Below are 24812 nucleotides of genomic sequence, written 5' to 3' on the forward strand. Positions count from 1 at the left end.
CTACGCCTCGCACTCTTCGGGCGCACGCTCTCGGTCGGAGTCGGACCGTAACCGCCTTCGACCACACCACTGACAGACGAGTTCTCACGACACTCCTTCGATGGCCGACCCTCGGGGCCCGGTCGGGCACTCTCGACCAGATTTGGCGAATCCCGAGCTACGTTCAATAGAAGTCGCTCGAGGGACTCGAAAGCCAATGGTGACGGCATGATTATGTGGGTGAACTTCTCTCACCCGGGGTGAAGTCGCGGGTGAATTGCCCGGGATGACACGCTCTGGATTCGCACCAGCTACGCTCCTCCCTGTAGATAGATGGATCGAGACAATCCGCCCAAATCCGCCAATTAGCGTGGGGCGTGAAAGCAGAAAGGGTCCGCGTTGATGTTCGGGAGGGACGGCCACGACTGGGCAGCTATTCCCGAAAGGCGCACTCTCACCGAGTCGATTCCTCGGCAAGCACTGTTCGCGAAACTGGATCGACGCGCCGCTCTGACCATCGTCCGTGCACCGAACGGCCACGGGAAATCGTCGTTGATCGCATCGTGGCTGCGCGCCCATCTGGCATCCGAACGAATACTCGTCTGGGTCTCGGCCCCAGAGCCCTCGTCGACACTCGAAGATTTCTGGGCCGTTGTCCTCGATCGAATCCACGCTGCCGGAATCGCACTGCCCGACGTCGACGATCTCGCCGATCCTTTCACCGCTGCCGCCAAATCCCTGAACGCCCTCAGCCGCCCCGTGCTGCTCGTGCTGATCAGGCCGGATCTGATATCGGAACCAGAGTTGGACGATCAGTTGATCGATCTCCTCACCCTCTGCCACAACCTGGACCTCGTGGTCACGCTCTCGGGATTCGGCATGTTCGCCGAGCCATACCTTCTCGACACGGATCACGAGGTCATCGGCGCCGATGAGCTGTTGTTCACGACATCCGATACCGCCCAATTGCTGGAACAGGCGGGGGTGCGCACGGCTGAAGGTGATGCAGAACAAATCACATCCCTGACGGGTGGGCTGCCCGCATTGGTTCGCGCCGCAGTCGCCGCCGTCAGGGACTCACGTAACAGCAACCGTGAGCGAGAGATCAAAACGAACACCGCGCAAGAGATAGACGATTACGTGACTGATTCCGTTCTCGCCACCGCTGAGCGCCTAAAGCAACATGAGTTCCTACTCGCGACCGCCTTTGGTCGATCGATCACCGTCGGCGTCGCCACAATGCTGTTCGAGTCCCAGCGCCCTGACACTGCCGAAACCGTTCATGAGATCCGCTCGCGGCTGGTGACGCTGGAGACAGCCGGCTTGTTGTCGCGCGTCGAGGCCGAAGCCGACGAAACATGGGCATTGCCTCCCGCCATTCGACGATCGATACTCGCGCACCACACCCGCGCGGGAATCGATCCGTCGCAACGTCTTTCATTCCTCGCTCACAATCGACTCGACAACGGTCATCACGCGTCGGCGCTGGACTACGCGGTCGAGGCACAGAACTGGACCCTGGCAGTAGACATCGTCGAACAACATTGGGTGACGATGATCGTGCATAACCTGGACTCGGTTCGCTCCGCCCTCCAACGGATTCCGGCGGAAGCTGCCGACAAGCACTCTGCCGTTCAGGCCGGGCGTGCCTTGTTCACGATGCATCCGAGCAAGCGATCCACGGTAATCGACTTGCTACCCGAATCGCCGGCCGAACTGTGGGAACTCGGCGCCCAACCCAGCGCGAAGGACGCCTTGAGCATCGCCTGCGTTCAATCGATCATGCTCAGGATGGCCGGTGAATACGGGCTCTCGGCAGAGACCACCAGGCGGCTGTCTCACCTCAGCCGCAGTGCGCTGGAAAACAATCCGGAAGCGGTCAGCGCACAACTCCCCCTGATGCGACTTCAATGGGCGATCAATTTTCAATTGAGCGGCAGGTTCACCGAATCCACGATCAAGGCTCGAATGGCATACAACGGCGCCCTGTCTCACGGAGTCGACTTCATCGCTCGCAACTCTGCGGGTAGTGCCGCCCTGAATTGGGCTTTGGCAGGTGAGCCGCGGCAGGCCAGACACTGGTTCGAACTCGAACAGAAGCATCCTGACCCCGGGGGTTGGCTCGAACCTGTAGTCAAGATCGCCGGCTTGACGGCACGGGCTCTCGCCGCTCTCGACACACTCGACTTCGGTGACGCACGTATCGCACTGACCGACCTCGGCGTTCCGTCTGACACCGAGGAGCTATGGGCGTTCGTCGTCTATGCGCACAGCCAATTCGCCCTGACTCAGAGCAGTGCATCTTCCGCTCTGTCCTTGCTCCACAACGCGATTGGAGTGCATTCCAAGCAGTACACGGCCACGTCTTTCGCGCTTCCTCTGCTGCAATCCGCAGAAATCGATCTCCTGCTCGCACTCGGCGAGGGAAACAAGGCGACGGCTCTGGCCAAGGAAATTGCCGATCCTGCAGCCAACCCGTGGACGCTCGCGTCGGTGGCGCGTTTACGTCAGCGAATCGGCCAGAACGAGGCCGCTGTGGCGCTGTGCCATCAGTTCGACTGGTCTGGCGAATCCTATCCGCGGGCACAGATGGAATCGCTTCTGGTGCAAGCGGTTGCACACTCCGAGCTGGGTGAGCCACGCCTCGCCTCTCAGGAGTGGTCCAGAGCGTGCAGTATCGCGGACCAAACCGGACTTCTGCGTCCGTTCGCGACCATTGGATCGGCGGACGTCGAGAAACTCGAATCGATGGCAGTAACAAAATCGCGTGCACTCGCCGAGTTCTCGAAAAGGGCTCCTGCGGAATCATTTCCGGGATTCGTACGTATCGTGGAGCTGACCGAACGCGAACAGAAGGTCCTCTCACTCCTGGCGCTCGGCATGGGGTCGGCCGCGATGGCCGACAAACTGTACGTGTCCGTCAACACCGTCAAGACTCAACTGCGCACTCTCTACAAGAAGCTCGACGTACACAATCGAAACGAAGCGATCACGAAGGCACGTCAGCTGCGCCTGCTGTAGTCCCGGGTCGGATCTGATTCGGACTACATTCTGTAGGCATGAGCACCGATACCTGTGTCTTCTGCAAGATCGTCGCGCTGACCGAGCCGGCGATTCTCGTCCACGAGAGCGAGACGACTCTTGCATTTCTCGACGCCCGACCGGTGAGTCGCGGACACACCCTGGTGGTCCCCAAGCGTCATGCAGAAAACCTCGATGCTCTCGAAAGCCACGAGGGCGCAGAGATGTTCCGCGTCGGCACGCTCATCGCCGGAGCTCTACGCCGCTGCGACATCGCCGCTGACGGAGTCAACTTTCTCGTCAACGACGGGCGTGCCGCGGGCCAAACCGTGTTTCACTCGCACCTCCACGTCGTCCCCCGCCATCGCGGCGACAAGGCGAAGTTCGCTGCCGGACTCCTGGCCAGGCGAGCCGTCGAACTGGAGCAGGTGGGCGCGTCGATCCGCAGTCAGCTCACCGTCTGAAGGAATTCCGTCACCACTTCGCGATAGCGCTGCGGTTGATCGTCGTGAACCAGGTGGCCTGCGTCGGCAATACGTACGTACCGAGTTCCCGGCCTCTCGGCCATCTCTCGCATCTGTCCCTCGGGGGTGATGGTGAACTCTCCCTCGATCAGCAAGGTCGGCACGTCGATCGCCTTCCACTGATCCCAGAAATGCCTCGTGCCCCACTCCTCCGAGATGTCGCGGAAGGTCGACACCTCGCCGTGCAGGTACCACCCGTCGTCGCGGCGGTCGAAAGAGTCGAGAAAGTACTGGCCGGCGACGGGCCCGAAGAATTCCTTCATCGCGTCCTCGGAAGCAAACGGCTGCGGCCACGCCGAGATCATCTGAGCCCAATCCGCGGCGGTGCGTCCGCGAAAATCCGGAGCCATGTCTTCGAGGACCAGTGCACAAACCTTTTCGGGATGCGATGCGGCGAAGCACCACGCGTGCAGAGCCCCCATCGAATGGCCGATCACGATCATCGGCTCCTCGATGGACGCAACGGCAGATGCCAGGTCGTCGACGAATGCCTCGGTGGTCAGCTCTGACGGCGCGGGCCGGCCGTGACCGGCGGCGTCGAACGTGTAGACGTGGCCGAACTCGCGGATCCACGGCACCTGGCGTCGCCACGTCCTCGAGCTGCCCATGAGGCCGTGCAACAACAGAATCGGTTGTCCTGTTCCACCTTCGTCATGCAACACGAGTGTCACGGTACGCGGTGAAGGTGCGCGGGTAATGTCGCTTGCATGGCAGTCGTGAAGATCAATGCAATCGAGGTCCCCGAGGGCGCCGGCCCCGAACTGGAGAAGCGCTTCGCAGCACGCGCTCATGCAGTCGAGAACTCCCCGGGCTTTCTCGGATTCCAACTCCTCCGCCCCACCGCAGGTGAGAGCCGCTACTTCGTGGTGACGCAGTGGGAGTCCGAGCAGGCGTTCGCCGATTGGCGTGACGGCCCTGCCCGCGAAGCCCATTCCGGCGAGCGTGCGAAGCCCGTCGCTTCGGGTGCGTCGTTGCTCGAGTTCGAAGTTGTTCTGGACGTCGCCGCAAAGAGCTGATCTAGAACGATTGTGCCCGCCTTGGCGGGCACAATCGACGGTCATCTCGGCTTACGCGTTGACACGGTGCGGGCAGTAGTGCAAAAGTTCGCATGTAAACGCGATGGTCCGACAGGAATCCGGTGAAAGCCCGGAGCGGTCGCGCCACTGTAATTCGAGGTGAAGTGCCTTTTTCGGCACGACTATTTCGACAGCCAGACACTTCGGCCATCGCATGGACCTAGGGGACGCGAAAATCCCAGGAGGCTTCGATGGCTCTCGCCTATTCTCCCGATACGTCGATCGATTCGACTCGTCTTGCTTTCCTCGCCGCTGCAGTAGTTCTGTTCGCGATGCTCGCTCTCTACCTGGTCGGATTCGACCAGGGCGCTATCTCTCGCACCGGCATGTACATGCATGAATTGATGCACGACGGTCGACACTTGATGGGCCTGCCGTGCCACTAGTCGACAATTTCACGAAGCTTCTCATTCGTGGTTTGTTGGCTGGTTTGATCGCAGGCATCCTTGCCGGCGGAGTTGCATTCGTGCTGGGTGAACCGCACGTCAATGCCGCCATTGCGATCGAAGAAGCCAACAGCGCCACCGGTGAGGTTGCCGGCGAAGCCGCTGGGCATTCGCACGGTGACGAAGAAGAACCACTGGTGAGCCGCGACGGGCAGCGCGCCGGGCTGTTCCTGGCCACAGCGCTGGCCGGACTGGCACTCGGGGCGATCTTCTCGGTCGTTGCCAATTACGCTCGACGACTCACCGGAATGTCCGGGCCGTTGTTGGCGATCACCATCGCCGTCGGTGGTTGGCTGGCCATCGAGGCCGTGCCCTTCTTCAAGTACCCGGCCAATCCGCCGGCCGTCGGAGATCCCGACACCATCAACCAGCGCACACTGCTGTGGCTGGCCGCCGTGATTCTCGGGCTACTGTCCGTCACCGCGGCAGCAGCGGCGGCAAAGGCAGTTTCCGGGCACGAGTTCCTCAGCGTGCGCATCGCTGCTCCGGTGGCTGCGTTCCTGGTGATCGCCACGATCGGTTACGTCTCGCTTCCCGGCATCAACGAGGTGGGCGAGGACTTCCCGGCAACTCTGCTGTGGGAGTTCCGACTTTCCTCGCTCGCTACGCAGGCGACGCTCTGGCTCGTACTCGGGTTGGCATTCGCCTTCCTCACCGAGCGCGCGACCAAGAACACCGAAGTAGCAAAGAAGTACGCCCTTCGCTGAACCTGCTGTGCGCCTTTATTAACCGCGGGCGGTTAATAAAGGAACGCCAAGTACAGCGAGTAGTGGCGCGACTGGTGCAGATTGCCTCCGTGGAACCACAGCGCTTCCTGCTGCGTCGGCTTCCACATGTTGCGCTGCTCGCCTTCCCACGGTCCCGGATCCTTGGTGGTATTCGAGCCCAGGCCCCACACCTTGCCGACCTTGTCGGCGGTGTCCTGACCGATCAGATCCGCCACCCAGCCGTTCATCGAGCCGTAGCCGGTCGCGTAGACCACCACGTCGGCAGGCAATTCCGTACCGTCTTCGAGGATCACGCTGTTCTCGGTCAGCTCACGAATGTTGCCGTGCGCGAGCTTGATGTCTCCATTGGCAACCAGTTCGGCCGCGCCGACGTCGATGTAGTACCCCGAACCGCGGCGTAGGTACTTCATGAACAGACCTGAACCGTCGTCGCCCCAGTCGTGCTCGAAGCCCGCCTTCTCGAGGCGATCGTAGAAATCCTTGTCGCGCTCACGGATTGCGTCGTACACCGGGATCTGGAACTCGTGCATGATCCGGTACGGCAGCGAACCGAACGTGAGGTCCGCCTTGTGTGTCGTCATGCCCGCGGCCAGTGCTCGCTCCGAGTACAGATCGCCCAAGCCCAAATCCATCAGCGAATCCGACTTCACGATGTGCGTCGAGCTGCGTTGCACCATCGTGACGTCGATGCCGTTCTCCCACAGTGCGCCGCAGATGTCGTGCGAGGAGTTATTGGCCCCGATCACGACGACCTTCTTGCCCACGTACTGATCCGGGCCGGGGTGCTTGCTCGAGTGGTGCTGATCGCCGAGGAACTTGTCCTGCCCGGGGAACGTCGGAACGTTGGCCTTGCCGGACATACCCGTCGCCATCACCAACTGCTTGGGACGCAACGTCAGCTTCTCGCCGTTGCGGTTGACCTCGACGGTCCATTCCTGGGTCTTCTCGTCGAACGACGCAGAGGTGCAGGTCGTGGAACTCCAGTACGGAACCTCCATGACCTTGGTGTACATCTCGAGCCAGTCGCCGATCTTGTCCTTGGGCGCGAACACCGGCCAGTTGTCGGGGAACGGCATGTATGGCAGGTGGTCGTACCAAACCGGGTCGTGCAGGCACAGGGACTTGTAGCGTCCACGCCACTGGTCGCCCGGCCGCTCGTGGCTGTCGATCACGATGGCCGGAACTCCGAGTTGGCGCATCCGGGCACCGAGGGCGATGCCTCCCTGGCCGCCGCCGACGATCACGACGTAAGGCTGTGTGGTGTAACCGAGTTCGCGATCCTCGATCTCCTTCTGCTCGGCCCACGTGATGCGGTTCGGGTCTGCTCCGTGCTTCGCTCCACGAGGCCGGCGAGTGCCCTTACCTTCTTCGTGTCCCTTCAATTCCTGCAACGACGTCAGCAGGGTCCAACCTTCATCTCCTTTCAAACGAAGGTGCCCGTGCGCGCGACCGGTTGCAGTCTCGAATTCGATCCAGGCCGACGTGACGCCGTCGGCTTCGTCGGGTGTCTCGGTGGTCCGGAATCCCGAAGGATCGGTGTCGTCGAGACGCTCGGAGAGCATGTCGGCAATCTGCTCGCGACCTTCGACGGTCTTGATGTTCCAGGTGAACGACACCAAGTCGCGCCAGAAGCTGTCGAGTGCAAATTTGCCTGCCACACGCTCGATGTCACGAGCCGCGAGGGCCGACTCGAAATCCGCCAGCCAGGCGTCGACGCGTTCCTGAGGTGTCACCGCCGTCAACTTCACCTCGGGGGTGACTGCGGAATCGATGGTTTGCGTCATCACTTCTCCTTGTTTGTGAATGTGACACACAGCACATCCCATAAGTGGCCCCGGTCACAAGCGTTGCAGTCTGTTGCAATCAGCGGGCGCGGTGCCGCCGCCCGATACCGGTTACCCGCACCGATGTGCGGGCAACCGACTCACCCCTCAGTAGGCTTGAATTTGCCGAGTCCCAGCGACTGAAATCCCACGACGTAGAACAGCGTCCACAACACGGCCCAGTCCACGAAACCCAGTGCATTGCCGTGTAATCCGTCGACAACTGCCGGCTCGTGAAGAATGTGCTCTGCCGCAAAGCGGTAATAGAACAAGAATGTGACCACCGCGAGCGCAAACGTGAGCAGCGCGCGGATCGCCAGGTTGACCCCGTCCGCAAAGCCCGTGGGCTTGTTACCGAAGGCGTTGGCCCAGAAGATCATCCAGAAGACCCAGCACACACCGAGCTGCGCCGGGAACTGATGGACCACACCACCCAACTCGGCAACGGCATCGCTTCCCACCAACACCTTCACGACCGGAAGTGCCACGAAGTACAAGCCGGTTCCGACGGCGAAGTTACCGATCGTGGCTGCGAGCGCCGTCTTACCGCCGCCGCCGAACAGTCGCCACGGCCAGTTGTCGAGCGTCTGGCCAGTCAGGATCACGACCACCACGACGCAGTAGAACCACCCGAGTACGGTGTCGACGGGCATCAACGGATCCGTGGCGGACAGCGACACGGACGGCAGACCGAACACGAAGTACAGCGCCAGCGTCGGAACGGCGACAAACGCGATCTCACACAAACCCACCAACGGCTGCTTCATCCCTAGGGAAGTCCACGGCCAATGCTGCCAGTTCAGGACCACCATCACCCAGGTCCCGAAGCCGAAGAGCACGAACAGCGCACCCGCGAAATATCCGAGGCCGCCCTCACGATCGGCCGCGAAATCCGGGTACATACTCCCCAAGCCGTTTGCCAGGAGCCACGTCACCACGACGGCGAAGGCCGCGGTCGCGACCATGATCGCCAAGCCTTTCGCCGGCTGTGGGAGTCGATCGAAGCCGGCGAACTCGCAATTGAAGCCGATGAACACAACAAAAAGGATTGCCCAGAAAAGCGCCGCGTTGAACGGCAGAGGATAGAAACTCCAGGGACTGGTGGTCGGATCGGCCAGAAGGTACCAACTCGCCACGGCCAGCACGAGAACGATCACGAGGTTCGCGATCCCGAACCCGATCCAGCGGCGTGACGGTTGTCGGCTCGGCGTGGCCGGTTCCGTGGGTGTGTCGACTGTAGCGGTCATGTGCCCTCTCCCAGATTGTCTCGCAAGATGATTCGCGAAGTGGTGGCGCAACTATGGAACCGTCGCGCGGGGTACCGGGAGGGTTGCCGAGGGTTGCAACTGCTGTCCGATTTTCCGGAATTGCAACACGGTGCAACCCTTCCGCATTGTGGTCGCCGTCACATACAAATCACTCACCGGTTCACAACCGACTGGTTCACTGCTTACGAGGAGATCTGCATGAGCATCACGGGCAAGGTAGTACTGGTCACCGGCGCCGGCCAAGGAATCGGACGCGGAATCGCTCTCCGCCTCGCCCACGACGGCGCCGACATCGCGTTGGTCGACCTCGACCAGACCAAGCTGGATGCGGTTGCCGACGAGATCAGACAGATCGGTCGTCGTGCGACGACGTTTATCGCCGATGTCAGCGATCGCGCGCAGGTTCACGCCGCAGTCGAACACGCGCACAGTGAGTTGAGCGGATTCGACGTCATCGTCAACAACGCGGGAATCGCTCTCGTCGGCCCGATCTCCGATGCGACGCCGGACGAGGTCTCCAAGATCTGGAGCGTCAACGTCGACGGTGTCCTGTGGGGAATTCAAGCCGCAGCGGCAAAGTTCCAGGCGCTCGGTCAGCGCGGAAAGATCATCAACGCGTCGTCCATCGCCGGTCATGACGGGTTCGCCATGTTAGGTGTTTACAGCGCAACAAAATTCGCGGTCAGGGCCCTCACTCAGGCTGCGGCCAAGGAATACGCGACCGACGGAATCACCGTCAACGCGTACTGCCCCGGCGTCGTGGGCACCGACATGTGGGTGACGATCGACAAGAGGTTCGCCGAGTTGACCGGTGCGCCAGAGGGCGCCACCTACGAGAAGTTCGTCGGCGGAATTGCGCTGGGTCGAGCTGAAACCCCCGACGACGTAGCCGGTTTCGTCTCTTACCTCGCTGGGCCCGATTCCGACTACATGACCGGGCAGGCCGGTCTCATCGACGGCGGTCTCGTCTACCGCTGACCGAGGTGTCTTCACTGAAAGCGGCGTCTTCGCCGAAAGCGGTGTCTTCACTGAAAAAGCGGTTGCCAGAGCCTGCGATGCCGCCCGGCGAGGATCCTCGCGACTACGCGAGGACCCTCGCCGCGGTGTACGACGCGACGATGGCCGGAGACCGCGCACCGGCCCGCCCAAGGGACGTGGTGCGCCGATCGTGGCAGCGCCTGCGCGAACTCGGTATCGATCCCGAGCACAGCCGGGTCGAACCGTCGATGGACGTCGCCGAACTCGATCTCCGTCGTCGTGAGTCCGGACTGTACGACGTACTCGACGACGTGACACGCGGACTCGAATCGGTCACCGCGAGCGGTGAGAACATCATGGTCGTCGCAGATCTTCGCGGAACTGTACTGTGGCGCAGCGGTTCCCATCGCGTACTGGACCAAGCTGCGCGTCTGGGATTTGTCGAAGGGGCGAACTGGGCGGAGGACAGCGTCGGCACCAATGCCATCGGAACGGCATTGGTGTCACGACAGGCGGTTCAGATCTTCTCGGCGGAACACTATGCGCGCAGCCATCATCCGTGGACGTGTGCGGGGGCGCCCATCCGCGATCCGCGGGACGACCGTGTCATCGGCGTCGTCGACATCAGTGGTCCTGCCAAGACCGTCCATCCCACGACGCTCGCTCTGGTCGACGCCGTCGCACGCCTCGCTCAATCACACCTGCGCGACAAGCATCGGGACAATCTCGATCAACTACGTTCTGTTGCAGGGCCGATGCTTGCACGAAGCGGATCACCCGCATTGGTGATCGACACCCACGGATGGGTCGCAGCGGTCGACGCGTTACCTCATCGCTCGCGCGTGCTGCTCCCCGCAGCTTTGGCTCCCGGCAGGGCATGGTTCCCGGCCCTGGGCCTGTGCGAACTGGATCCGCTTCCCGGCGGGTGGCTAATTCGACCGATCGCCACCGGCGAGAGAATCAGCGCGCCCACGGTGCATATCGATCTGCGCGATTCCGAGAACATGTCGGTGACCGTCACGTCGGGTTTCGGCGAATGGGCATACGCCCCCACCCAACGACATGCGGAGATTCTGTTCCTCCTCGGATCCGAGAGACGGGGACTGACTGCATCGCGGTTGGCGCAAGATCTGTTCGGCGACCCGGCCCGCACGGTGACCGCGCGGGCCGAGATGTCGCGTCTGCGAAAGAACCTCGCCGGAGTTGTTGCAGCGCAGCCGTACCGGTTCGTCGATGCAGCGCACGTGACGTTGTCCTGCCCCGTGAACGGCGCACATCTGTTGCCGTTTTCGAACGCCCCGGCGGTGCGTGCCGCTCGCCTTACTCAGGCCGGTTCGGAGGCCTGAGTGAGCAACTGCAGAAACACCTCTTCGGGCTGAGCGCCGGACACGGCAACCGCACGGTTCGCGACAAAGAACGGAACGCCGCTGACCTGCAGTTGGCGGGCCATGGAGAGATCTTCGCGGACAGCCTCCGCTGCGGCATCGGAGCCCAGTTGCTCGCGCACGACATCGGCGTCGAGGCCGACGCTCACGGCCAACTCGACCAGCACCTCACGGTCGTCGATCACCTTGCCGTCGCTGAAGTGCGCTTTGAACAGCGCTTCGAGGAGTTCGTTCTGCCGCTCACCCGCGAGATGCAGCAACCTGTGCGCATCAAACGTATTGGCGGCGATCACGGTTTCGAAGTCCAAGGTCAACCCGACCTCGGCGGCCGTCGCGCTGACGTGGGCGAACATCTGACGTACCTGATCAGGCGCCATCCCCTTCATTTCGACCAAGGCGTCGAGTTCGGTTCGGCCCTCTCCCACCGGCGTCTCCGGCGCGAGCTGGTACGAGCGCCAGATGACGTTGACGCGGTCCTTGTTCTCGAAACGATCCAGCGCCGAGAGGAACCTGGTCTTTCCGATGTAGCACCACGGACAAGCGACGTCCGACCACACTTCGATGGTCACGTCTTGGTCAATCACGATTTGATCAGTCACCGAAGGTGCAACAACGAACAGGGTAGGGATTAGTCCCGAGTCACGTCACAAGGCCACACCGGAACGCGATCAACGATGCACTCACGCGGTTGGGCACACCCAGCTTGGCGAACAGCGAAGAGATATGCGTCTTGACGGTGGTCTCACCGAGGTACAACCGCTCCGCGATGACACTGTTGGCCGCGCCTGTCGCCAGGATTGTCAGCACTTCACGCTCGCGCTCGGTGAGCGAAGCGAGCGGAGTCTGATCGGGCGCTTGCCGACGCGGCGACGAGGCCACGATGGCGCGCAGAGAATCGCAACTGAACAACGAGTGGTCCGACGCCACTACCCGCACTGCCTGCTGGAACGCCTGCGGAGCTGCATCCTTGCTCAGGAAACTGTGCGCGCCCGCCTCGACTGCCTGCACAACCATGTCGTCGACGTCGAAGGCGGTCATGGCAATGACCTTCGGTGGATTGCTCATGGTCATCAATTCGCGCGTGGCCTCCAAGCCGCCGACCCGTGCCATCTTCAGATCCATCAGCACCACGTGGGGACGAAAACGAGTGACCTTGGCTGCGACCTGATCGCCGTCCTCGGCCTCGGCAACCACCACGATGTCCGGCGCTGCTTCCAGGATGTCCTTCATCCCGCGCCGAACCCACGCGTCGTTGTCGACGATCAAAACTGTGATGCGCGAGTCAGCGTCCATAGTGCGCTCAGATTACCCAGTGTCCCCGACAGTTAGAGGGTGGGAGGGCTACGACGACCAGGGCACCCAGCAACTGACGAGGAAATCGTCCCCCAACGCGCCTGCCTCCACCTTGCCGCCGATCTCTCGCGCCTGTTCGGCCAACCCGCGTAGGCCGGATCGTGAACCGATCGACGTCATGGGTGCAAGCTCGCTCAGCTTGTTGCGTGCGAGGATGCGGATTCCGTCGTGCGGCGACCCGGTCACGGAAATGACGAGCATTTGGTCGCTCGCGTACTTCTGGACGTTGGTCAACGATTCCTGAACGACGCGATAACAGACATGCCCCGCCAACATTCCGACATCACCCGGGAGCAACTCGGATTCGAGACGGCAGTGGATGCCTGCCGCGCGTGCACTGTTGACCAGGTCACCGATCGCGTCGATCCCCTGGTGCCCACCGTGTTCGCGGCGATCACCGCTTCCCCTGAGCACTCCGACGATTCCCTTCAATTCGTCCAAAGCCTCGTGCGCGGTGGTTCTGATCATCGCTGCGGTGTTGACGACCTTCTCGGGATTGTCTGCCGCGCTGACCTGCAACCCGCCGGCGAACAACGAGATCCGGCTCAAACTGGCCGCGATCGTGTCGTGCATGTCTCGAGCGATCCGCGTTCGTTCCTCGGTGCGAATCATCTCGTCGCGCATCACGTCGGTTTTCTCGGTGGCCAGATCCCGTACGTGCTCTGCCTCGACGAGTTCGGTTCTGGTCCGAATCAGGAGCGAGAGCGCCACGACAATGCCGACCATGACGGCAGCGACGAGCCACGGGATCCAGATGGCGACGTCGTATTGAACAACCACCGAACCGTCTTTGGGTTTCGCGGTGCCCATCGTGAGAACGGAGTACTCACGATTTCGAAAAGCGTCGTAGGTCAACGAATTTCCGCACACGACGAAGACAGCTGCCGCGGCTGCTGCAAGCCGAGGCCCACGCGCGATCCGAGCAACGGCGAACAACGCGATGAGCGCCGCCGTCGCATCGGTGGGGAAGAACAGCGGGCCGACCAGCGTGATCGCCAGAACCACCCAGGGATGTTGATGGCGCCAGACAAGCGATATCCCACCGGCCACGCCCAGGACGAACCCGATCCCGACCAATGCCGGTGGCATATTTCCCGACGCGCCTGCGATGCCCACCGTCATGAAGGAACAGAAAAGGCTGAACGCGACGGCGGCGGTAGTCCATACGCGTCGTCGCACAACGGTTCCTTTGGTGGTGATCACCGAGCAAGCGTATCCACCGCCACCGACGCCTCGAATCAGCCGAACGGGTGGACGAACCGTCAAGCTCCGACCGAAAGGATGAGGCTCCCCGATCTTTCGACCGAAGCGGTGAGCGGTCCCCACATCGTTGACTTGTGCCATACCAACTCTCGAAAGGCGCACATCATGCGATCACTCCGTACTCCCCTCGCCCTCCTCGCCGTAGGCGCAGCCCTGTTCGCAACCATCGCCTCAGGCGAGACCGACGAAGCGAAGAAGGTCGACGACAACGGGTCTTCCGCCGCACCCGCGGCTGCCTTCGGCATCGGTGACGTCGTCGAACTGGGCGACTGGCGCGTCCAGGTACACGGCGTTGTCGATCCCTATGTCTCAACCAATCAGTTCATCACCGCGGATCCCGGAAACCGCTACGTCGTGGTCGACACCGAGGTCGCCAACAACAGCGACAAGCCGTCGACCGTGTCATCGATGATGTGCTTCGAACTGCAGGACTCGACCAACAAGTCGTACAACATCACGTTCACCGACAGCAGCACGTCGAGTGTCGACGGAGAGCTTGCGCCGGGTGCAGCCAAGCGAGGCGAATTGGCGTACGAGGTCCCCGAAGCCGCCACCGGTCTTCGCCTTCAGTTCAAGTGCGACCTGTTCTCGTCCGGCTCGGCAACCATCAACCTGTCGTGAACCGCCCGGGCGATCTGCTGCTGAGTCCGTGGGCGCTGGTCTCGGTGTCCGTCATCTTGGTCAACGACCACGTACTCAAAGGGGCATTCGGGAACACGATGACGGGCAAGCTGTCCGACGTCGCCGGCGTGTTCCTGTTTCCCTTGCTTCTGCTCTCGGTTCTCGAGGTGCTCAGACGAAAGCTGGCGGGGCGAGCAGCGATCGCCTGGTCCATCGCGGTCACGGGCATCGGCTTTACCGCGGTGAAGACGGTCTCGCCGATCGGCGACGCGTACGAGTGGGTGATCGGGTTTTTCCGCTGGACCGCAGGAGGATTCCGCGGCGAGCTCTTGCCGATCGTGGTCTTTCGTGATCCCTCGGATCTGTGGGTGCTCCCGATATTGTTCGCAAGCTACCTGGTCGTCACACACAACCGCACTCGGGCGCCGGAGGGGGCGCCCGAGCACGAGGTGATCAGTCCAGTGCCGCATCCAACGTGATGTCGACGCCGGTCAGTGCCTTGCTGATCGGGCACGTTTCCTTGGCCGCCTGGGCAACCTTGGCAAAACCGTCGGCGTCGAGGCCGTCGACCTCGGCGCGAACGGTGAGCTTGATTCCGGTGAGCTTGAAGCCGACCGTGTCGGGGCCCAGCGACACGTCTGCGGTGATGTCGAGGCTCTGCGGGGTTCCGCCGGCCTCGGCGATCAGTGCCGACAACTGCATCGCGTAGCAGGACGAATGTGCCGCGGCGATCAGTTCTTCGGGGCTGGTGGTTCCGCCGGCTTCCTCAGCTGCGCGCTTGGGGAACGACACATCGAAGGTCGCGACACCCGAGCTGGTGAGTTCGACCTGTCCCGACCCGGCTTCGAGGGTGCCGTTCCAGGCGGTGCGTGCGGTACGAGTTGGCATTGCTGTCCCTACTTCCGTCTTCACATGATTCGGTGAACGCCTTGCGATCACGAACCTACCCGCGATACGTGAAGTCACACCTACTGTTTCGGACTGCGCTACCCCAGGAGAGTCGCGGTCAGCAATTTCTCGACGCGTACTTGCGCGGAGTTCTCCGAGGAAAAGTGCACGATCCTGCCGATGTCGAACACCAGACCGAGCGCCGCGTGGACGAGGAACCGCGCTTGGACGATCGTCAACTCCGGCCGCGCCTCGACGCACAAGTGCGCCCACTCCTCCACGTTGAGCCGCTGGATGTTCCGCAACTCTGTCCGCGACCGGTCCGGCAAGCTGCCGATCTCGGCGAAATACACCGCCAACAGTTCGCTTCTGCCGAACGACACCTCGACGTACATCTTGGCCAATGTCTCTACGGCCGCGAGTGGTGTCTCCGACTCCGCCAACGCCGAACCCAACGTCATCGTCAGGCGATCGGACGCCCGGTGGAAAGCCGCGGCGAGTAGATCGGCCTTGCTCGCGAAGTGCCGGTACACGCTCGACGCGTTGATACCCGCTGCGGCGCCGATCTCCTCGATACTCACGTCGTGATAGCCGCGCTGATAGAACAGCAATACGGCTTCCTGAAGCAGCACTTCACGTTTCGACGTCCGGGCAAGGCCGGGTTTGCGTTCGGGCGCCTGTTTCTTGCCGCCGCCCTTCGCACCAACGGGCAACTCGACGCCGATGACCGACCAACAAGCTGCGAGAATCAACGATTCGATCTGCTTGGCGGACAACGCCGATCGATGACCGGTGATACTGGCGATCACGCTGAGCACAGCCGGTGCGATCAGCTCGACGTCGGCCGGGTCCAGTTCCGGGCGCACTGCGGCCAACGGCTCGGCAATCCGAAGATTGAGCGTGCGCATTCCCTCCCGCAATTGCTCACGATCCTCGTCGACCAGGTACCGGCCCTCCCAACGGTAGAGCCCTCCCCTACGCCGATTCTCGATCGTCGCGCGGATGACCCCCACCATGGTGGAGTTCAACTGCTCGCGTGGATCGTCGTTTCCGTGTACCGCGGGATCGCTGGCATCCAGCAACGCCTGGGTCAGGTTGTTCACGGTGTAGACGAACAGCGCGTATTTCGTGGGGAAATGACGATAGAGGGCCGGCCCGGAGATTCCGACCTTCGCTGCGATCTCGTCGATGCCGACCGCGTGGTAGCCACGTTCACTGAATGCCTCCGCGGCAGCGGCCGCGATTTGGGCCTTCCGATTCTTCGGACGCGTTCGTGGTGCAGAGCCACTGCCGCTCACGGCGACGCGTGTCTGTCCGGGCACCTGACCCTCCACTTCCGTTGCTTTCTTCCAATGCCTTCGTCCGCTGCACCGCACTTCTACGGGCGCGAGTCCGAACGGACCATGCTAACGGTCGCGAAGGTCGCAATTCGCGCCCGGTACGGCTTCACCCGAAACCCTACAACGCGGCTGTCACGGCGGACGGATTCCGGAAAAAGAGTCTTGACACCCGCTCTCACACCGGTGTTATGTTAGTGATGATTCGCACAAACTTGCACGCAGTCCGCTGGCGGGCTCGTTCCATGCAGCGCAGGATTTTTCTTCGCCTGCAATAGGGTTCGATGCCGATTGACCGATCGTAAGAAAGTAGTTGTGAGCAGATGATTCGCACTCGCTTCACCGAGATGTTCGGCGTAGACCATCCGATCGTGCAGGGCGGCATGATGTGGGTAGGACGCGCAGAACTTGTTGCGGCCACGGCCAATTCGGGCGCCCTGGGGTTCCTGACCGGCCTTACCCAACCCACTCCGGAAGATCTCGTCAAGGAAATTGCTCGGACCCGCGATCTCACCGACAAGCCTTTCGGCGTCAATCTCACGATTCTGCCGTCGATCACGCCGCCGCCGTACGCCGAATATCGCCAGGCGATCATCGAATCCGGGATCAAGATCGTCGAGACGGCCGGTTCCAATCCGATCGATCATCTTCCGCATTTCAAGGACGCGGGTGTGAAGGTGATCCACAAGTGCACTGCAGTTCGTCACGCGGTCAAGGCCGAGAGACTGGGCGTCGACGCCGTCAGCATCGACGGCTTCGAATGCGCCGGACACCCAGGTGAAGACGACATACCAGGGCTGATTCTGATTCCGGCGGCCACGCAGCAACTCACGATTCCGGTGATCGCGTCGGGCGGAATCGCAGATTCCCGCGGTCTCGTCGCGGCGCTTGCGCTCGGAGCAGACGGCGTCAACATGGGAACTCGATTCATGTGCACCGTGGAATCTACTGTAGCACAATCGGTTAAAGAGCAGATAGTCGCCAACACCGAGCGTGACACCAAGCTGATTTTCCGGACTCTGCACAACACCGCACGCGTAGCAGCGAATGCGATCAGCGCCGAAGTCGTCGACATCGAGGCACGCGGCGACGCGCAGTTCAGCGACATCCAGCATCTGGTCGCCGGGGCGCGCGGGCGCAAGGTCTTCGAAGACGGCGATCTCGATGCAGGCATCTGGTCCGCCGGGCAAAGCCAAGGGTTGATCAACGACATCCCGACCGTCGCCGACATGATCGACCGCATGGTCTCGGAGGCCGAACACCTCATCACCTCACGGCTTTCCGGATTCGTCACCGCTGTGAGCGCGGCATGACCGCCACCGCCGAGACGGGCTTTCGCTCCGAAATCACCGACGGTGTACTGCGATTGACCTTCGACCGCCCGAAGCGGATGAACGCGATCGATCTACCCACGATGACTGCTTTCGCAGCCGCCGTCAGAGAGGGCGGCGCAGACCCGAGAGTTCGTACCATCGTGATCACCGGATCCGGTCGAGCGTTCTGCACCGGAGCCGATCTTGCGGCAGCGGCCCTCAACCCCGCAGACCCAAAAGTTGTCATGGATGCCGCGACTTCTCTGATTCGCGCCATCACCAGCGCCCCGGTCCCGGTGATCGCCGCGGTCAACGGCCCGGCAGCCGGCGTCGGAGTGTCCATCGCCCTGGCCGCGGACCTGACGTACGCAGCATCGAGCGCCTATTTCCTCCTCTCGTTCGTCAACATCGGCCTGATGCCCGACGGCGGCGCCAGTGCGCTGGTGCCGGCAGCGATCGGACGTGCCAGAGCGGCCGAGATGGCGTTGCTGGGCGAGCGGGTTTCCGCCGAGGACGCAGAGCGTTTCGGGCTCGTGTCCCGCACCGTCGCAGACGACGCGTTCGACGCACTCGTCGACTCGGTCGTCGATCGCACGTCGAAGGCTCCCCGACGCGCACTCGAACTCACCAAGCGCGCACTCAATGCGGCGACGCTGGACCGCCTCGATGCCGCGTTGGAGCTCGAAAATACCGGTCAGGCAGAACTTCTCACCGGTGACGACTTCAAAGAAGGCGCGATGGCGATGCTGCAGAAGCGCGCACCGCACTTCAAGTAGTCGTTGCGAATTTTCGTTAACAAAACCACTGTGAGGATCGACGGCTCACTGTAGCCTGAGTCACACAATCACCCACGCATGAGAGGAACCCATCGATGGCCTCCACCGATGCAGTCTCCGAGGCGCAGCGTTCACGCCGCACCAACTGGAACAATCAGATCGCCAGGCATGCGCAGATGATTCCCGATCGCACCGCGCTGCGATTCTTGGGCGATTCCATCACCTGGAGCACCCTCGACGCACGCGTCGAGAAGCTGGCAGACGCTCTAGCCCGACGCGGCGTCAGCTTCGGCGACCGCGTGCTCATCCTGATGCTCAATCGCCCCGAATACCTCGAGATCGTGCTCGCGACCAACGCACTGGGCGCGATAGCTGTTCCGGTGAACTTCCGTCTCACGCCACCCGAGGTCGCTTACCTGGTCAACGACTCCGGCTCCAAAGTCATTGTCGCCGAAGGACCACTGGCTCCACTGGCCGGAGCGGCGCGTGCCGTGTCAGAGGGTATCGACATCTCCATCACCGTGGGCGCCCCCGCCGAGGGTGACAGCCTGAACTACGAGGACCTGATCAGCGAGGCGGGCGAGCCGCACGCGTTCGTCGACATCCCGGACGACACTCCTGCACTCATCATGTACACCTCGGGAACCACCGGTCGCCCCAAGGGTTCGGTGCTCTCCCACTCCAACCTGTCTTCGCAAGCATTGACCTGTATCAGGGCCTTCCACCTGTTCAATGCCGATTCCATCGGCTTCTGCGCGTCGCCCATGTTCCACATCGCGGCCCTCGGTTCCATCGCGCCGAGCCTGCAACTCGGCACGACCACGGTGATCCATCCGGTCGGCGCATTCGACCCTGGTCAACTACTCGACATTCTCGAAGCCGAGAAGGTCACCAGCTTGTTCCTCGTGCCCGTGCAATGGCAGGCCGTGTGCGCAGTGCAGAAGGCGCAACCTCGAGCACTGTCGCTGAAGAACATCTCGTGGGGCGCCGCACCATCGTCCGATACCATCCTGCGGGCAATGGCCGAAACCTTCCCGGACGCATTCAATGTCGCAGTCTTCGGTCAGACCGAGATGTCGCCCATCACTTGCGTTCTCGACGGTGAGGATGCGATTCGCAAGCTCGGATCCGTCGGTCGGGTCATCCCGACCATTTCGGCCAGGGTCGTCGACGAGAACATGGACGACGTGGCGCCCGGTGAAATCGGTGAAATCGTCTACCGCGGGCCCACGATGATGAGCGAGTACTGGAACAACCCCACCGCCACCGCTGACGCCTTCCACGGTGGATGGTTCCACTCCGGCGATCTCGTTCGAGTCGACGACGAAGGCTTTGTCTACGTCGTCGATCGCAAGAAGGACATGATCATCTCCGGCGGAGAGAACATCTACTGCGCCGAGGTGGAAAACGTTCTCTACGAACACGAATTGATCGTCGAAGCGGCCGTCGTCGGTCGCCCCGACGCCAAGTGGGGTGAGGTGCCGGTAGCGATCGTCGCGATGGCGCCAGGTTCAGCCGTGGACCTGACCATCGAGGAACTGAGCAGCTTCCTCAATGATCGTCTCGCGCGCTACAAGCACCCGAAGGACATCGTCGTCGTGGAAGCTCTGCCGCGCAACGCAAGCGGCAAGGTCGTCAAGGGCGAACTGCGAGAGAAGGTCCGAGCGGTCGACGCAGTTTCCTGACTCCACACGCAAATGGGCGGCACCTCCACCGAGGTGCCGCCCGTTAACCTGCGCCTTTCAAGCACTCTGCGAATGCAACTTCCGATGCAGTTCTCGCACCAACGGAACCAACTCCGGCACCGGACCTTCGACCGGGACGTTCGGCGCAACCTCGTTGACGGACAGAGACTTCACCGGCGCCGGGGCCGCACCCCACTCCGCGAGCCAGTCGCCGAGTTGAGCCGAAGAGCAGATGTAGACGATACGTCCGAGGCCCACCCATGCGTGCGCAGCCGAACACATCGCGCAGTGCTCTCCCGAGGTGAATACCGTTGCCGTCGAACGCTCTTCCGGCGTCAGATACTGAGCCGCCCACCGAGCCAGCTCGAACTCGGGGTGGCGAGTGTTGTCGCCGCCCGCGATCCTGTTTCGATCTTCCGCCAGAAATGTTCCGTCGGCCGCTGCCAGGACGGAACCGAAAGGTTCGTCGCCGGCATCCAATGCTTCCGTTGCCAATTCGACGCAACGACGCAGGTGACCCAGTTCGATGTCGTTCATGTGTACGCCCTCTCCCGTGATACACGAAACGGGCGGCACCGGTGAGGKGCCGCCCGTTCGTTAATTACTCTGCTGTACTACTCTGCTGCGCTTTCGCTTTCGCCGGCCTTGGTCAGCTCGATCGGCGGTGCGTCCGGCACGTCGATCGGCTTCTTGGTAGGCGTGAACGTGAACTTCGCGTCCTCGCCCGAGCCTTCGCCGTCCCAGTTCTCGACGTCGACGAGCACGATGTGGCCGGGTCCGATCTCTCCGAAGAGGATCTTCTCGGACATCTGGTCCTCGATCTCGCGCTGGATGGTGCGACGCAGCGGTCGTGCACCCAGTACCGGATCGAATCCGCGCTTGGCCAGAAGCGACTTGGCCTTGTCGGTGACCTCCATGGCCATGTCCTTGTTCTTGAGTGCCGCCTCGACGCGAGCGAGCATCAGGTCGACCATCTGAACGATCTGCTCGTTCGTGAGCTGATGGAAGACGACGATGTCGTCGATACGGTTCAAGAACTCGGGACGGAAGTGCTTCTTCAGCTCGTCGTGCACCTTGAGCTTCATGCGCTCGTAGTTCGACTCCGTGCCCGTTCCCGAGCTGAAGCCCAGGCCGACTGCCTTGGAGATGTCCGACGTACCGAGGTTGGACGTGAAGATCAGCACCGTGTTCTTGAAGTCGACGGTACGTCCCTGACCGTCGGTGAGACGGCCGTCCTCGAGCACCTGCAGGAGGGTGTTGTAGATCTCCTGGTGTGCCTTCTCGATCTCGTCGAACAGCACAACGCTGAACGGCTTGCGGCGCACCTTCTCGGTGAGCTGGCCACCCTCTTCGTATCCGACGTACCCGGGAGGGGCACCGAACAGACGCGAAGCGGTGAAGCGGTCGTGGAACTCGCCCATGTCGATCTGGATCAGAGCGTCGTCGTCGCCGAACAGGAAGTTGGCGAGCGACTTCGCGAGCTCCGTCTTACCGACACCGGACGGGCCGGCGAAGATGAACGAGCCCGAGGGACGCTTGGGATCCTTCAGACCTGCACGCGTACGACGGATCGCCTTCGAGACGGACTTGACTGCCTCTTCCTGGCCGATGATCCGCTTGTGCAGTTCCTCTTCCATGCGGAGCAGACGAGTGGTCTCCTCCTCGGTGAGCTTGAAGACGGGGATACCGGTCCAGTTGCCCAGAACCTCGGCGATCTGCTCGTCGTCGACCTCGGCGATGACGTCCAGGTCGCCCGCACGCCACTGCTTCTCACGCTCAGCGCGCTGAGCAACGAGGGTCTTCTCCTTGTCACGCAGGTTCGCAGCCTTCTCGAAGTCCTGCGCGTCGATCGCGGACTCCTTCTCGCGACGCGCGTCGGCGATGCGATCGTCGAATTCGCGCAGGTCCGGCGGTGCAGTCATCCGACGGATGCGCATTCGCGCGCCCGCCTCGTCGATGAGGTCGATCGCCTTGTCCGGCAAGAAGCGGTCGTTGATGTAGCGGTCGGCCAGCGTCGCCGCTGCCACGAGAGCACCGTCCGTGATGGAGACACGGTGGTGAGCCTCGTAGCGGTCACGAAGACCCTTGAGGATCTCGATGGTGTGCTCGACGGTCGGCTCGCCCACCTGAACGGGCTGGAAACGACGCTCGAGAGCGGCATCCTTCTCGATGTACTTGCGGTACTCGTCGAGAGTGGTGGCACCGATGGTCTGCAGCTCACCGCGGGCAAGCTTGGGCTTGAGGATGGAGGCCGCGTCGATAGCGCCCTCGGCCGCGCCCGCACCAACGAGGGTGTGCAGCTCGTCGATGAACAGGATGATGTCTCCGCGGGTGTTGATCTCCTTGAGAACCTTCTTCAGGCGCTCTTCGAAGTCACCGCGGTAACGGCTGCCGGCCACGAGCGACCCGAGGTCGAGCGTGTACAGCTGCTTGTCCTTGAGGGTCTCGGGGACCTCACCGTTGACGATTGCCTGAGCCAGGCCCTCGACCACAGCGGTCTTACCGACACCGGGTTCACCGATGAGAACCGGGTTGTTCTTGGTACGACGCGAGAGAACCTGCATGACGCGCTCGATTTCCTTCGAGCGGCCGATGACCGGGTCCAGCTTGCCTTCGAGGGCAGCTTGCGTCAGATTGCGACCGAACTGGTCGAGCACGAGCGAGGTGGACGGCGTGCCGGCCTCTCCGCGGGTGCCACCGGTTTCGGTGGGCTCCTTGCCCTGGTAGCCCGACAGCAGCTGGATGACCTGCTGGCGGACACGGTTGAGATCGGCACCGAGCTTGACCAGAACCTGGGCTGCTACGCCCTCACCTTCACGGATGAGACCGAGCAGAATGTGCTCCGTACCGATGTAGTTGTGTCCGAGCTGCAGCGCTTCGCGCAGACTCAGCTCGAGGACTTTCTTGGCGCGCGGTGTGAAGGGGATGTGACCGGACGGAGCCTGCTGGCCCTGGCCGATGATCTCCTCGACCTGGCTGCGGACTCCCTCGAGGGAGATACCCAACGACTCCAACGACTTGGCTGCAACACCTTCGCCCTCGTGAATGAGGCCGAGAAGGATGTGCTCCGTGCCGATGTAGTTGTGGTTGAGCATCCTGGCTTCTTCTTGAGCCAGGACAACAACGCGCCGCGCGCGATCGGTGAACCTCTCGAACATCGCTCTCCCTCACACTCTCCGGCGGGCAGGTTCGAGACCGGATGTCTCGTCCCTGGTCGCCGCGTTTCGCTCCGGCACTACAGACTGATCGCCTCGCCGGTCAGCGGACTGACGTCCACGAATCGACAAAGGTTGCACGACCCCACTTATTACTCTAGAGGGCGCGAAGTCCACCTGCTGCTCCTCCACCCGATTGGCGGCGGAAGCCGGACTGCTTACCGTTCACAACGTCGCAGCTGAGGGAATCGTTTCCCGGTTCCTGTACGCCTGAAGCGAACAGCGATTTTCGACGCCTGATCAGCCGAATATCGGGAGTACCCGAGTGCACGGCACCTCACGCGGATTCGACGGATCAAGCGCGTTGAGCGTCAGAGTCGCCGTTCGCTGCGACGCCACCAGCGCGATGTGATCCGACAGGTCCTGCTCGCAACCGTCCTGAACAACTATGTTCGACGCGTTCGACGCGGCCAGTATTCCGCTGCTGTACGGAACGACCACTTGATCGAACCGAGTCACGATGTTGGTGTACTCGACGTCATCGGAGTAGACGCCCGCGTCGCGCAGTTCGGTCACGAAGGTGGCGTTGTCGAAATCCGGTCCCCCGACGCCTTCCGGCGGCCCGACCTCCGAGCCGTCCCACAACGGAGCGATGGAGACGATCTTGGAAACCTTCGCGTCGCCGCCGAGGAACTTGGCGTAGTACGCACTGACCGTCGTCCCCTGAGAGTGTCCGATCAGGTCGACCTTCGAGGCACCCGTCGCAGAGAGAACGTCATCGACGAAGTCCGACAGTTGCCCTGCACTGTCTCCGAGTGGTGCGAGACCGCCGGCTGCGGAAATCGGCCACGGCTGGTCCGTTCGATTCCCGAAGGTGAGCGCGAAAACGCAGTACCCGTCGTTGGCCAGTACGGGTGCGAGTACGCCCCAATTGGTCTGACGGTTGGCCGCCGTCCCGTGCACCAGGACGACTGGATCAGGATGAGCAGCGGAAGGCGTGCACGAGAAGTCGTTGGTGCCAGGGGCCGATCCGCCCGGGTTGGTCGCTTCGAGGGCGATTCCGCTGAAGAAACCGGACGGAACGGGAAGAGGTTCGTTCGCCGACGCAAGAGGTGCGGCGGTCGCGGCCACGGCACCCGCCAGAGCGAGCGCACCCACGCATGTTCGAATCCCCACCGAAGGCCTCCACATAT

At 62.2% G+C, this 24812-nt stretch carries 22 protein-coding genes, 1 pseudogene and 1 riboswitch; of the genes and pseudogenes, 12 read left to right on the forward strand and 11 right to left on the reverse strand.

Annotated features, from left to right (window positions below; genetic code table 11):
• The first annotated feature begins 381 nt into the window (after positions 1-381).
• The gene (locus tag AC1DVN_RS28535) at positions 382-3000 is read left to right on the forward strand and encodes a helix-turn-helix transcriptional regulator (protein WP_477994581.1); all 2619 of its coding nucleotides are present in this window, start codon (positions 382-384) and stop codon (positions 2998-3000) included.
• A 38-nt stretch (positions 3001-3038) separates the two neighbouring features.
• Entirely contained in the window at positions 3039-3464 is a 426-nt protein-coding gene (locus AC1DVN_RS28540; RefSeq protein ID WP_019746817.1) for an HIT family protein, read from the forward strand.
• On the opposite strand, the gene AC1DVN_RS28545 is transcribed toward AC1DVN_RS28540, so the two are convergent.
• Positions 3449-4186, reverse strand: coding sequence for an alpha/beta fold hydrolase (locus AC1DVN_RS28545; protein WP_029254422.1), 738 nt, complete (start codon positions 4184-4186; stop codon positions 3449-3451). The genes AC1DVN_RS28540 and AC1DVN_RS28545 overlap by 16 nt on opposite strands.
• Before the next feature lie 45 nt (positions 4187-4231).
• Here AC1DVN_RS28545 and mhuD point away from each other — a divergent pair, with 45 nt between their 5' ends.
• The 3 genes from mhuD (at position 4232) to AC1DVN_RS28560 (ending at position 5753) form a co-directional block, all read left to right on the forward strand.
• Positions 4232-4540: a mycobilin-forming heme oxygenase MhuD gene (gene mhuD / locus AC1DVN_RS28550; RefSeq protein ID WP_007726927.1), complete on the forward strand. Its 309-nt coding sequence runs from the start codon at positions 4232-4234 to the stop codon at positions 4538-4540.
• Positions 4541-4627: 87 nt separating this feature from the next.
• Positions 4628-4766: riboswitch (cobalamin riboswitch) on the forward strand.
• 25 nt (positions 4767-4791) lie between these two features.
• Positions 4792-4986 (forward strand): CbtB domain-containing protein, encoded by a 195-nt coding sequence (locus AC1DVN_RS28555; protein ID WP_003945915.1) that lies wholly within the window; start codon positions 4792-4794, stop codon positions 4984-4986.
• Positions 4977-5753 carry a CbtA family protein gene (locus tag AC1DVN_RS28560; RefSeq protein ID WP_019746815.1) on the forward strand — a complete coding sequence of 259 codons (777 nt, stop codon included), beginning with the start codon at positions 4977-4979 and terminating at the stop codon, positions 5751-5753. The genes AC1DVN_RS28555 and AC1DVN_RS28560 overlap by 10 nt, the downstream gene beginning before the upstream one ends.
• 44 nt (positions 5754-5797) lie before the next feature.
• Here AC1DVN_RS28560 and AC1DVN_RS28565 read toward each other — a convergent pair.
• Positions 5798-7558: pseudogene (locus AC1DVN_RS28565) on the reverse strand (NAD(P)-binding domain-containing protein); the annotation flags it as partial.
• 140 nt (positions 7559-7698) lie between these two features.
• Complete coding sequence (locus AC1DVN_RS28570; protein ID WP_477994583.1) at positions 7699-8844, reverse strand: hypothetical protein; 1146 nt, start codon at positions 8842-8844, stop codon at positions 7699-7701.
• A 219-nt stretch (positions 8845-9063) separates the two neighbouring features.
• On the opposite strand from AC1DVN_RS28570, the gene AC1DVN_RS28575 reads away from it, so the two are divergent.
• Both AC1DVN_RS28575 and AC1DVN_RS28580 read left to right on the forward strand, forming a co-directional pair.
• Positions 9064-9843, forward strand: coding sequence for an acetoin reductase (locus AC1DVN_RS28575; protein ID WP_029254419.1), 780 nt, complete (start codon positions 9064-9066; stop codon positions 9841-9843).
• Positions 9844-9920: 77 nt separating this feature from the next.
• A complete protein-coding gene (locus tag AC1DVN_RS28580) occupies positions 9921-11189 on the forward strand; it encodes a GAF domain-containing protein (RefSeq protein WP_477994613.1) in 1269 nt (422 codons plus the stop codon).
• On the opposite strand, the gene AC1DVN_RS28585 is transcribed toward AC1DVN_RS28580, so the two are convergent.
• Genes AC1DVN_RS28585 through AC1DVN_RS28595 form a run of 3 tightly spaced genes read right to left on the reverse strand, consistent with a single transcriptional unit; the run spans position 11168 to position 13925 of the window.
• Positions 11168-11812 (reverse strand): DsbA family oxidoreductase, encoded by a 645-nt coding sequence (locus AC1DVN_RS28585; RefSeq protein WP_232816808.1) that lies wholly within the window; start codon positions 11810-11812, stop codon positions 11168-11170. The two genes, AC1DVN_RS28580 and AC1DVN_RS28585, sit on opposite strands and share 22 nt — an antisense overlap.
• A gap of 55 nt (positions 11813-11867) precedes the next feature.
• On the reverse strand, positions 11868-12521 hold the full coding sequence (locus AC1DVN_RS28590; RefSeq protein ID WP_019746809.1) for a response regulator: 654 nt from the start codon (positions 12519-12521) through the stop codon (positions 11868-11870).
• A gap of 48 nt (positions 12522-12569) precedes the next feature.
• The gene (locus tag AC1DVN_RS28595) at positions 12570-13925 is read right to left on the reverse strand and encodes a sensor histidine kinase (protein ID WP_477994586.1); all 1356 of its coding nucleotides are present in this window, start codon (positions 13923-13925) and stop codon (positions 12570-12572) included.
• Positions 13926-13949: 24 nt separating this feature from the next.
• On the opposite strand from AC1DVN_RS28595, the gene AC1DVN_RS28600 reads away from it, so the two are divergent.
• Both AC1DVN_RS28600 and AC1DVN_RS28605 read left to right on the forward strand, forming a co-directional pair.
• Positions 13950-14465 (forward strand): DUF4352 domain-containing protein, encoded by a 516-nt coding sequence (locus AC1DVN_RS28600; protein WP_142006416.1) that lies wholly within the window; start codon positions 13950-13952, stop codon positions 14463-14465.
• Positions 14462-14944 carry a hypothetical protein gene (locus tag AC1DVN_RS28605; RefSeq protein WP_416314829.1) on the forward strand — a complete coding sequence of 161 codons (483 nt, stop codon included), beginning with the start codon at positions 14462-14464 and terminating at the stop codon, positions 14942-14944. Before AC1DVN_RS28600 ends, AC1DVN_RS28605 begins: the two co-directional genes overlap by 4 nt.
• Here the strand turns inward: AC1DVN_RS28605 and AC1DVN_RS28610 are convergent.
• Entirely contained in the window at positions 14919-15353 is a 435-nt protein-coding gene (locus AC1DVN_RS28610) for an OsmC family protein (protein ID WP_003945839.1), read from the reverse strand. The genes AC1DVN_RS28605 and AC1DVN_RS28610 overlap by 26 nt on opposite strands.
• A gap of 98 nt (positions 15354-15451) precedes the next feature.
• Positions 15452-16675, reverse strand: coding sequence for a TetR/AcrR family transcriptional regulator (locus AC1DVN_RS28615; protein ID WP_477994590.1), 1224 nt, complete (start codon positions 16673-16675; stop codon positions 15452-15454).
• 338 nt (positions 16676-17013) lie between these two features.
• Here AC1DVN_RS28615 and AC1DVN_RS28620 point away from each other — a divergent pair, with 338 nt between their 5' ends.
• The 3 genes from AC1DVN_RS28620 (at position 17014) to fadD5 (ending at position 20464) form a co-directional block, all read left to right on the forward strand.
• Positions 17014-18003, forward strand: a complete 990-nt coding sequence (locus tag AC1DVN_RS28620) for an NAD(P)H-dependent flavin oxidoreductase (protein ID WP_070385778.1) — start codon at positions 17014-17016, stop codon at positions 18001-18003.
• Positions 18000-18779: an enoyl-CoA hydratase gene (locus tag AC1DVN_RS28625; RefSeq protein WP_019746803.1), complete on the forward strand. Its 780-nt coding sequence runs from the start codon at positions 18000-18002 to the stop codon at positions 18777-18779. The genes AC1DVN_RS28620 and AC1DVN_RS28625 overlap by 4 nt, the downstream gene beginning before the upstream one ends.
• Before the next feature lie 95 nt (positions 18780-18874).
• Positions 18875-20464: a fatty-acid--CoA ligase FadD5 gene (gene fadD5, locus AC1DVN_RS28630; RefSeq protein WP_020906085.1), complete on the forward strand. Its 1590-nt coding sequence runs from the start codon at positions 18875-18877 to the stop codon at positions 20462-20464.
• A 57-nt stretch (positions 20465-20521) separates the two neighbouring features.
• On the opposite strand, the gene AC1DVN_RS28635 is transcribed toward fadD5, so the two are convergent.
• The 3 genes from AC1DVN_RS28635 to AC1DVN_RS28645 all read right to left on the reverse strand — a co-directional run bounded on the left by AC1DVN_RS28635 (position 20522) and on the right by AC1DVN_RS28645 (position 24810).
• Entirely contained in the window at positions 20522-21001 is a 480-nt protein-coding gene (locus AC1DVN_RS28635) for a nucleoside deaminase (protein ID WP_019746801.1), read from the reverse strand.
• Between the two features lie 77 nt (positions 21002-21078).
• Entirely contained in the window at positions 21079-23622 is a 2544-nt protein-coding gene (locus AC1DVN_RS28640) for an ATP-dependent Clp protease ATP-binding subunit (protein WP_003945604.1), read from the reverse strand.
• A 297-nt stretch (positions 23623-23919) separates the two neighbouring features.
• The gene (locus AC1DVN_RS28645) at positions 23920-24810 is read right to left on the reverse strand and encodes an esterase/lipase family protein (protein WP_269138594.1); all 891 of its coding nucleotides are present in this window, start codon (positions 24808-24810) and stop codon (positions 23920-23922) included.
• Positions 24811-24812 lie beyond the last annotated feature (2 nt).

This window comes from Rhodococcus sp. P4_E4 (assembly GCF_056401575.1).

Coding starts and splice junctions, on each gene's coding strand:
- AC1DVN_RS28555 (WP_003945915.1), top strand. CDS start 4,792: ATGGCTCTCGCCTATTCTCCCGATACGTCGATCGATTCGACTCGTCTT.
- AC1DVN_RS28600 (WP_142006416.1), top strand. CDS start 13,950: ATGCGATCACTCCGTACTCCCCTCGCCCTCCTCGCCGTAGGCGCAGCC.
- AC1DVN_RS28570 (WP_477994583.1), bottom strand. CDS start 8,844: ATGACCGCTACAGTCGACACACCCACGGAACCGGCCACGCCGAGCCGA.
- AC1DVN_RS28535 (WP_477994581.1), top strand. CDS start 382: ATGTTCGGGAGGGACGGCCACGACTGGGCAGCTATTCCCGAAAGGCGC.
- AC1DVN_RS28575 (WP_029254419.1), top strand. CDS start 9,064: ATGAGCATCACGGGCAAGGTAGTACTGGTCACCGGCGCCGGCCAAGGA.
- AC1DVN_RS28635 (WP_019746801.1), bottom strand. CDS start 21,001: ATGAACGACATCGAACTGGGTCACCTGCGTCGTTGCGTCGAATTGGCA.
- AC1DVN_RS28620 (WP_070385778.1), top strand. CDS start 17,014: ATGATTCGCACTCGCTTCACCGAGATGTTCGGCGTAGACCATCCGATC.
- AC1DVN_RS28610 (WP_003945839.1), bottom strand. CDS start 15,353: ATGCCAACTCGTACCGCACGCACCGCCTGGAACGGCACCCTCGAAGCC.
- AC1DVN_RS28640 (WP_003945604.1), bottom strand. CDS start 23,622: ATGTTCGAGAGGTTCACCGATCGCGCGCGGCGCGTTGTTGTCCTGGCT.
- AC1DVN_RS28590 (WP_019746809.1), bottom strand. CDS start 12,521: ATGGACGCTGACTCGCGCATCACAGTTTTGATCGTCGACAACGACGCG.
- mhuD (WP_007726927.1), top strand. CDS start 4,232: ATGGCAGTCGTGAAGATCAATGCAATCGAGGTCCCCGAGGGCGCCGGC.
- AC1DVN_RS28580 (WP_477994613.1), top strand. CDS start 9,921: ATGCCGCCCGGCGAGGATCCTCGCGACTACGCGAGGACCCTCGCCGCG.
- AC1DVN_RS28645 (WP_269138594.1), bottom strand. CDS start 24,810: ATGTGGAGGCCTTCGGTGGGGATTCGAACATGCGTGGGTGCGCTCGCT.
- AC1DVN_RS28540 (WP_019746817.1), top strand. CDS start 3,039: ATGAGCACCGATACCTGTGTCTTCTGCAAGATCGTCGCGCTGACCGAG.
- fadD5 (WP_020906085.1), top strand. CDS start 18,875: ATGGCCTCCACCGATGCAGTCTCCGAGGCGCAGCGTTCACGCCGCACC.
- AC1DVN_RS28625 (WP_019746803.1), top strand. CDS start 18,000: ATGACCGCCACCGCCGAGACGGGCTTTCGCTCCGAAATCACCGACGGT.
- AC1DVN_RS28595 (WP_477994586.1), bottom strand. CDS start 13,925: ATGGCACAAGTCAACGATGTGGGGACCGCTCACCGCTTCGGTCGAAAG.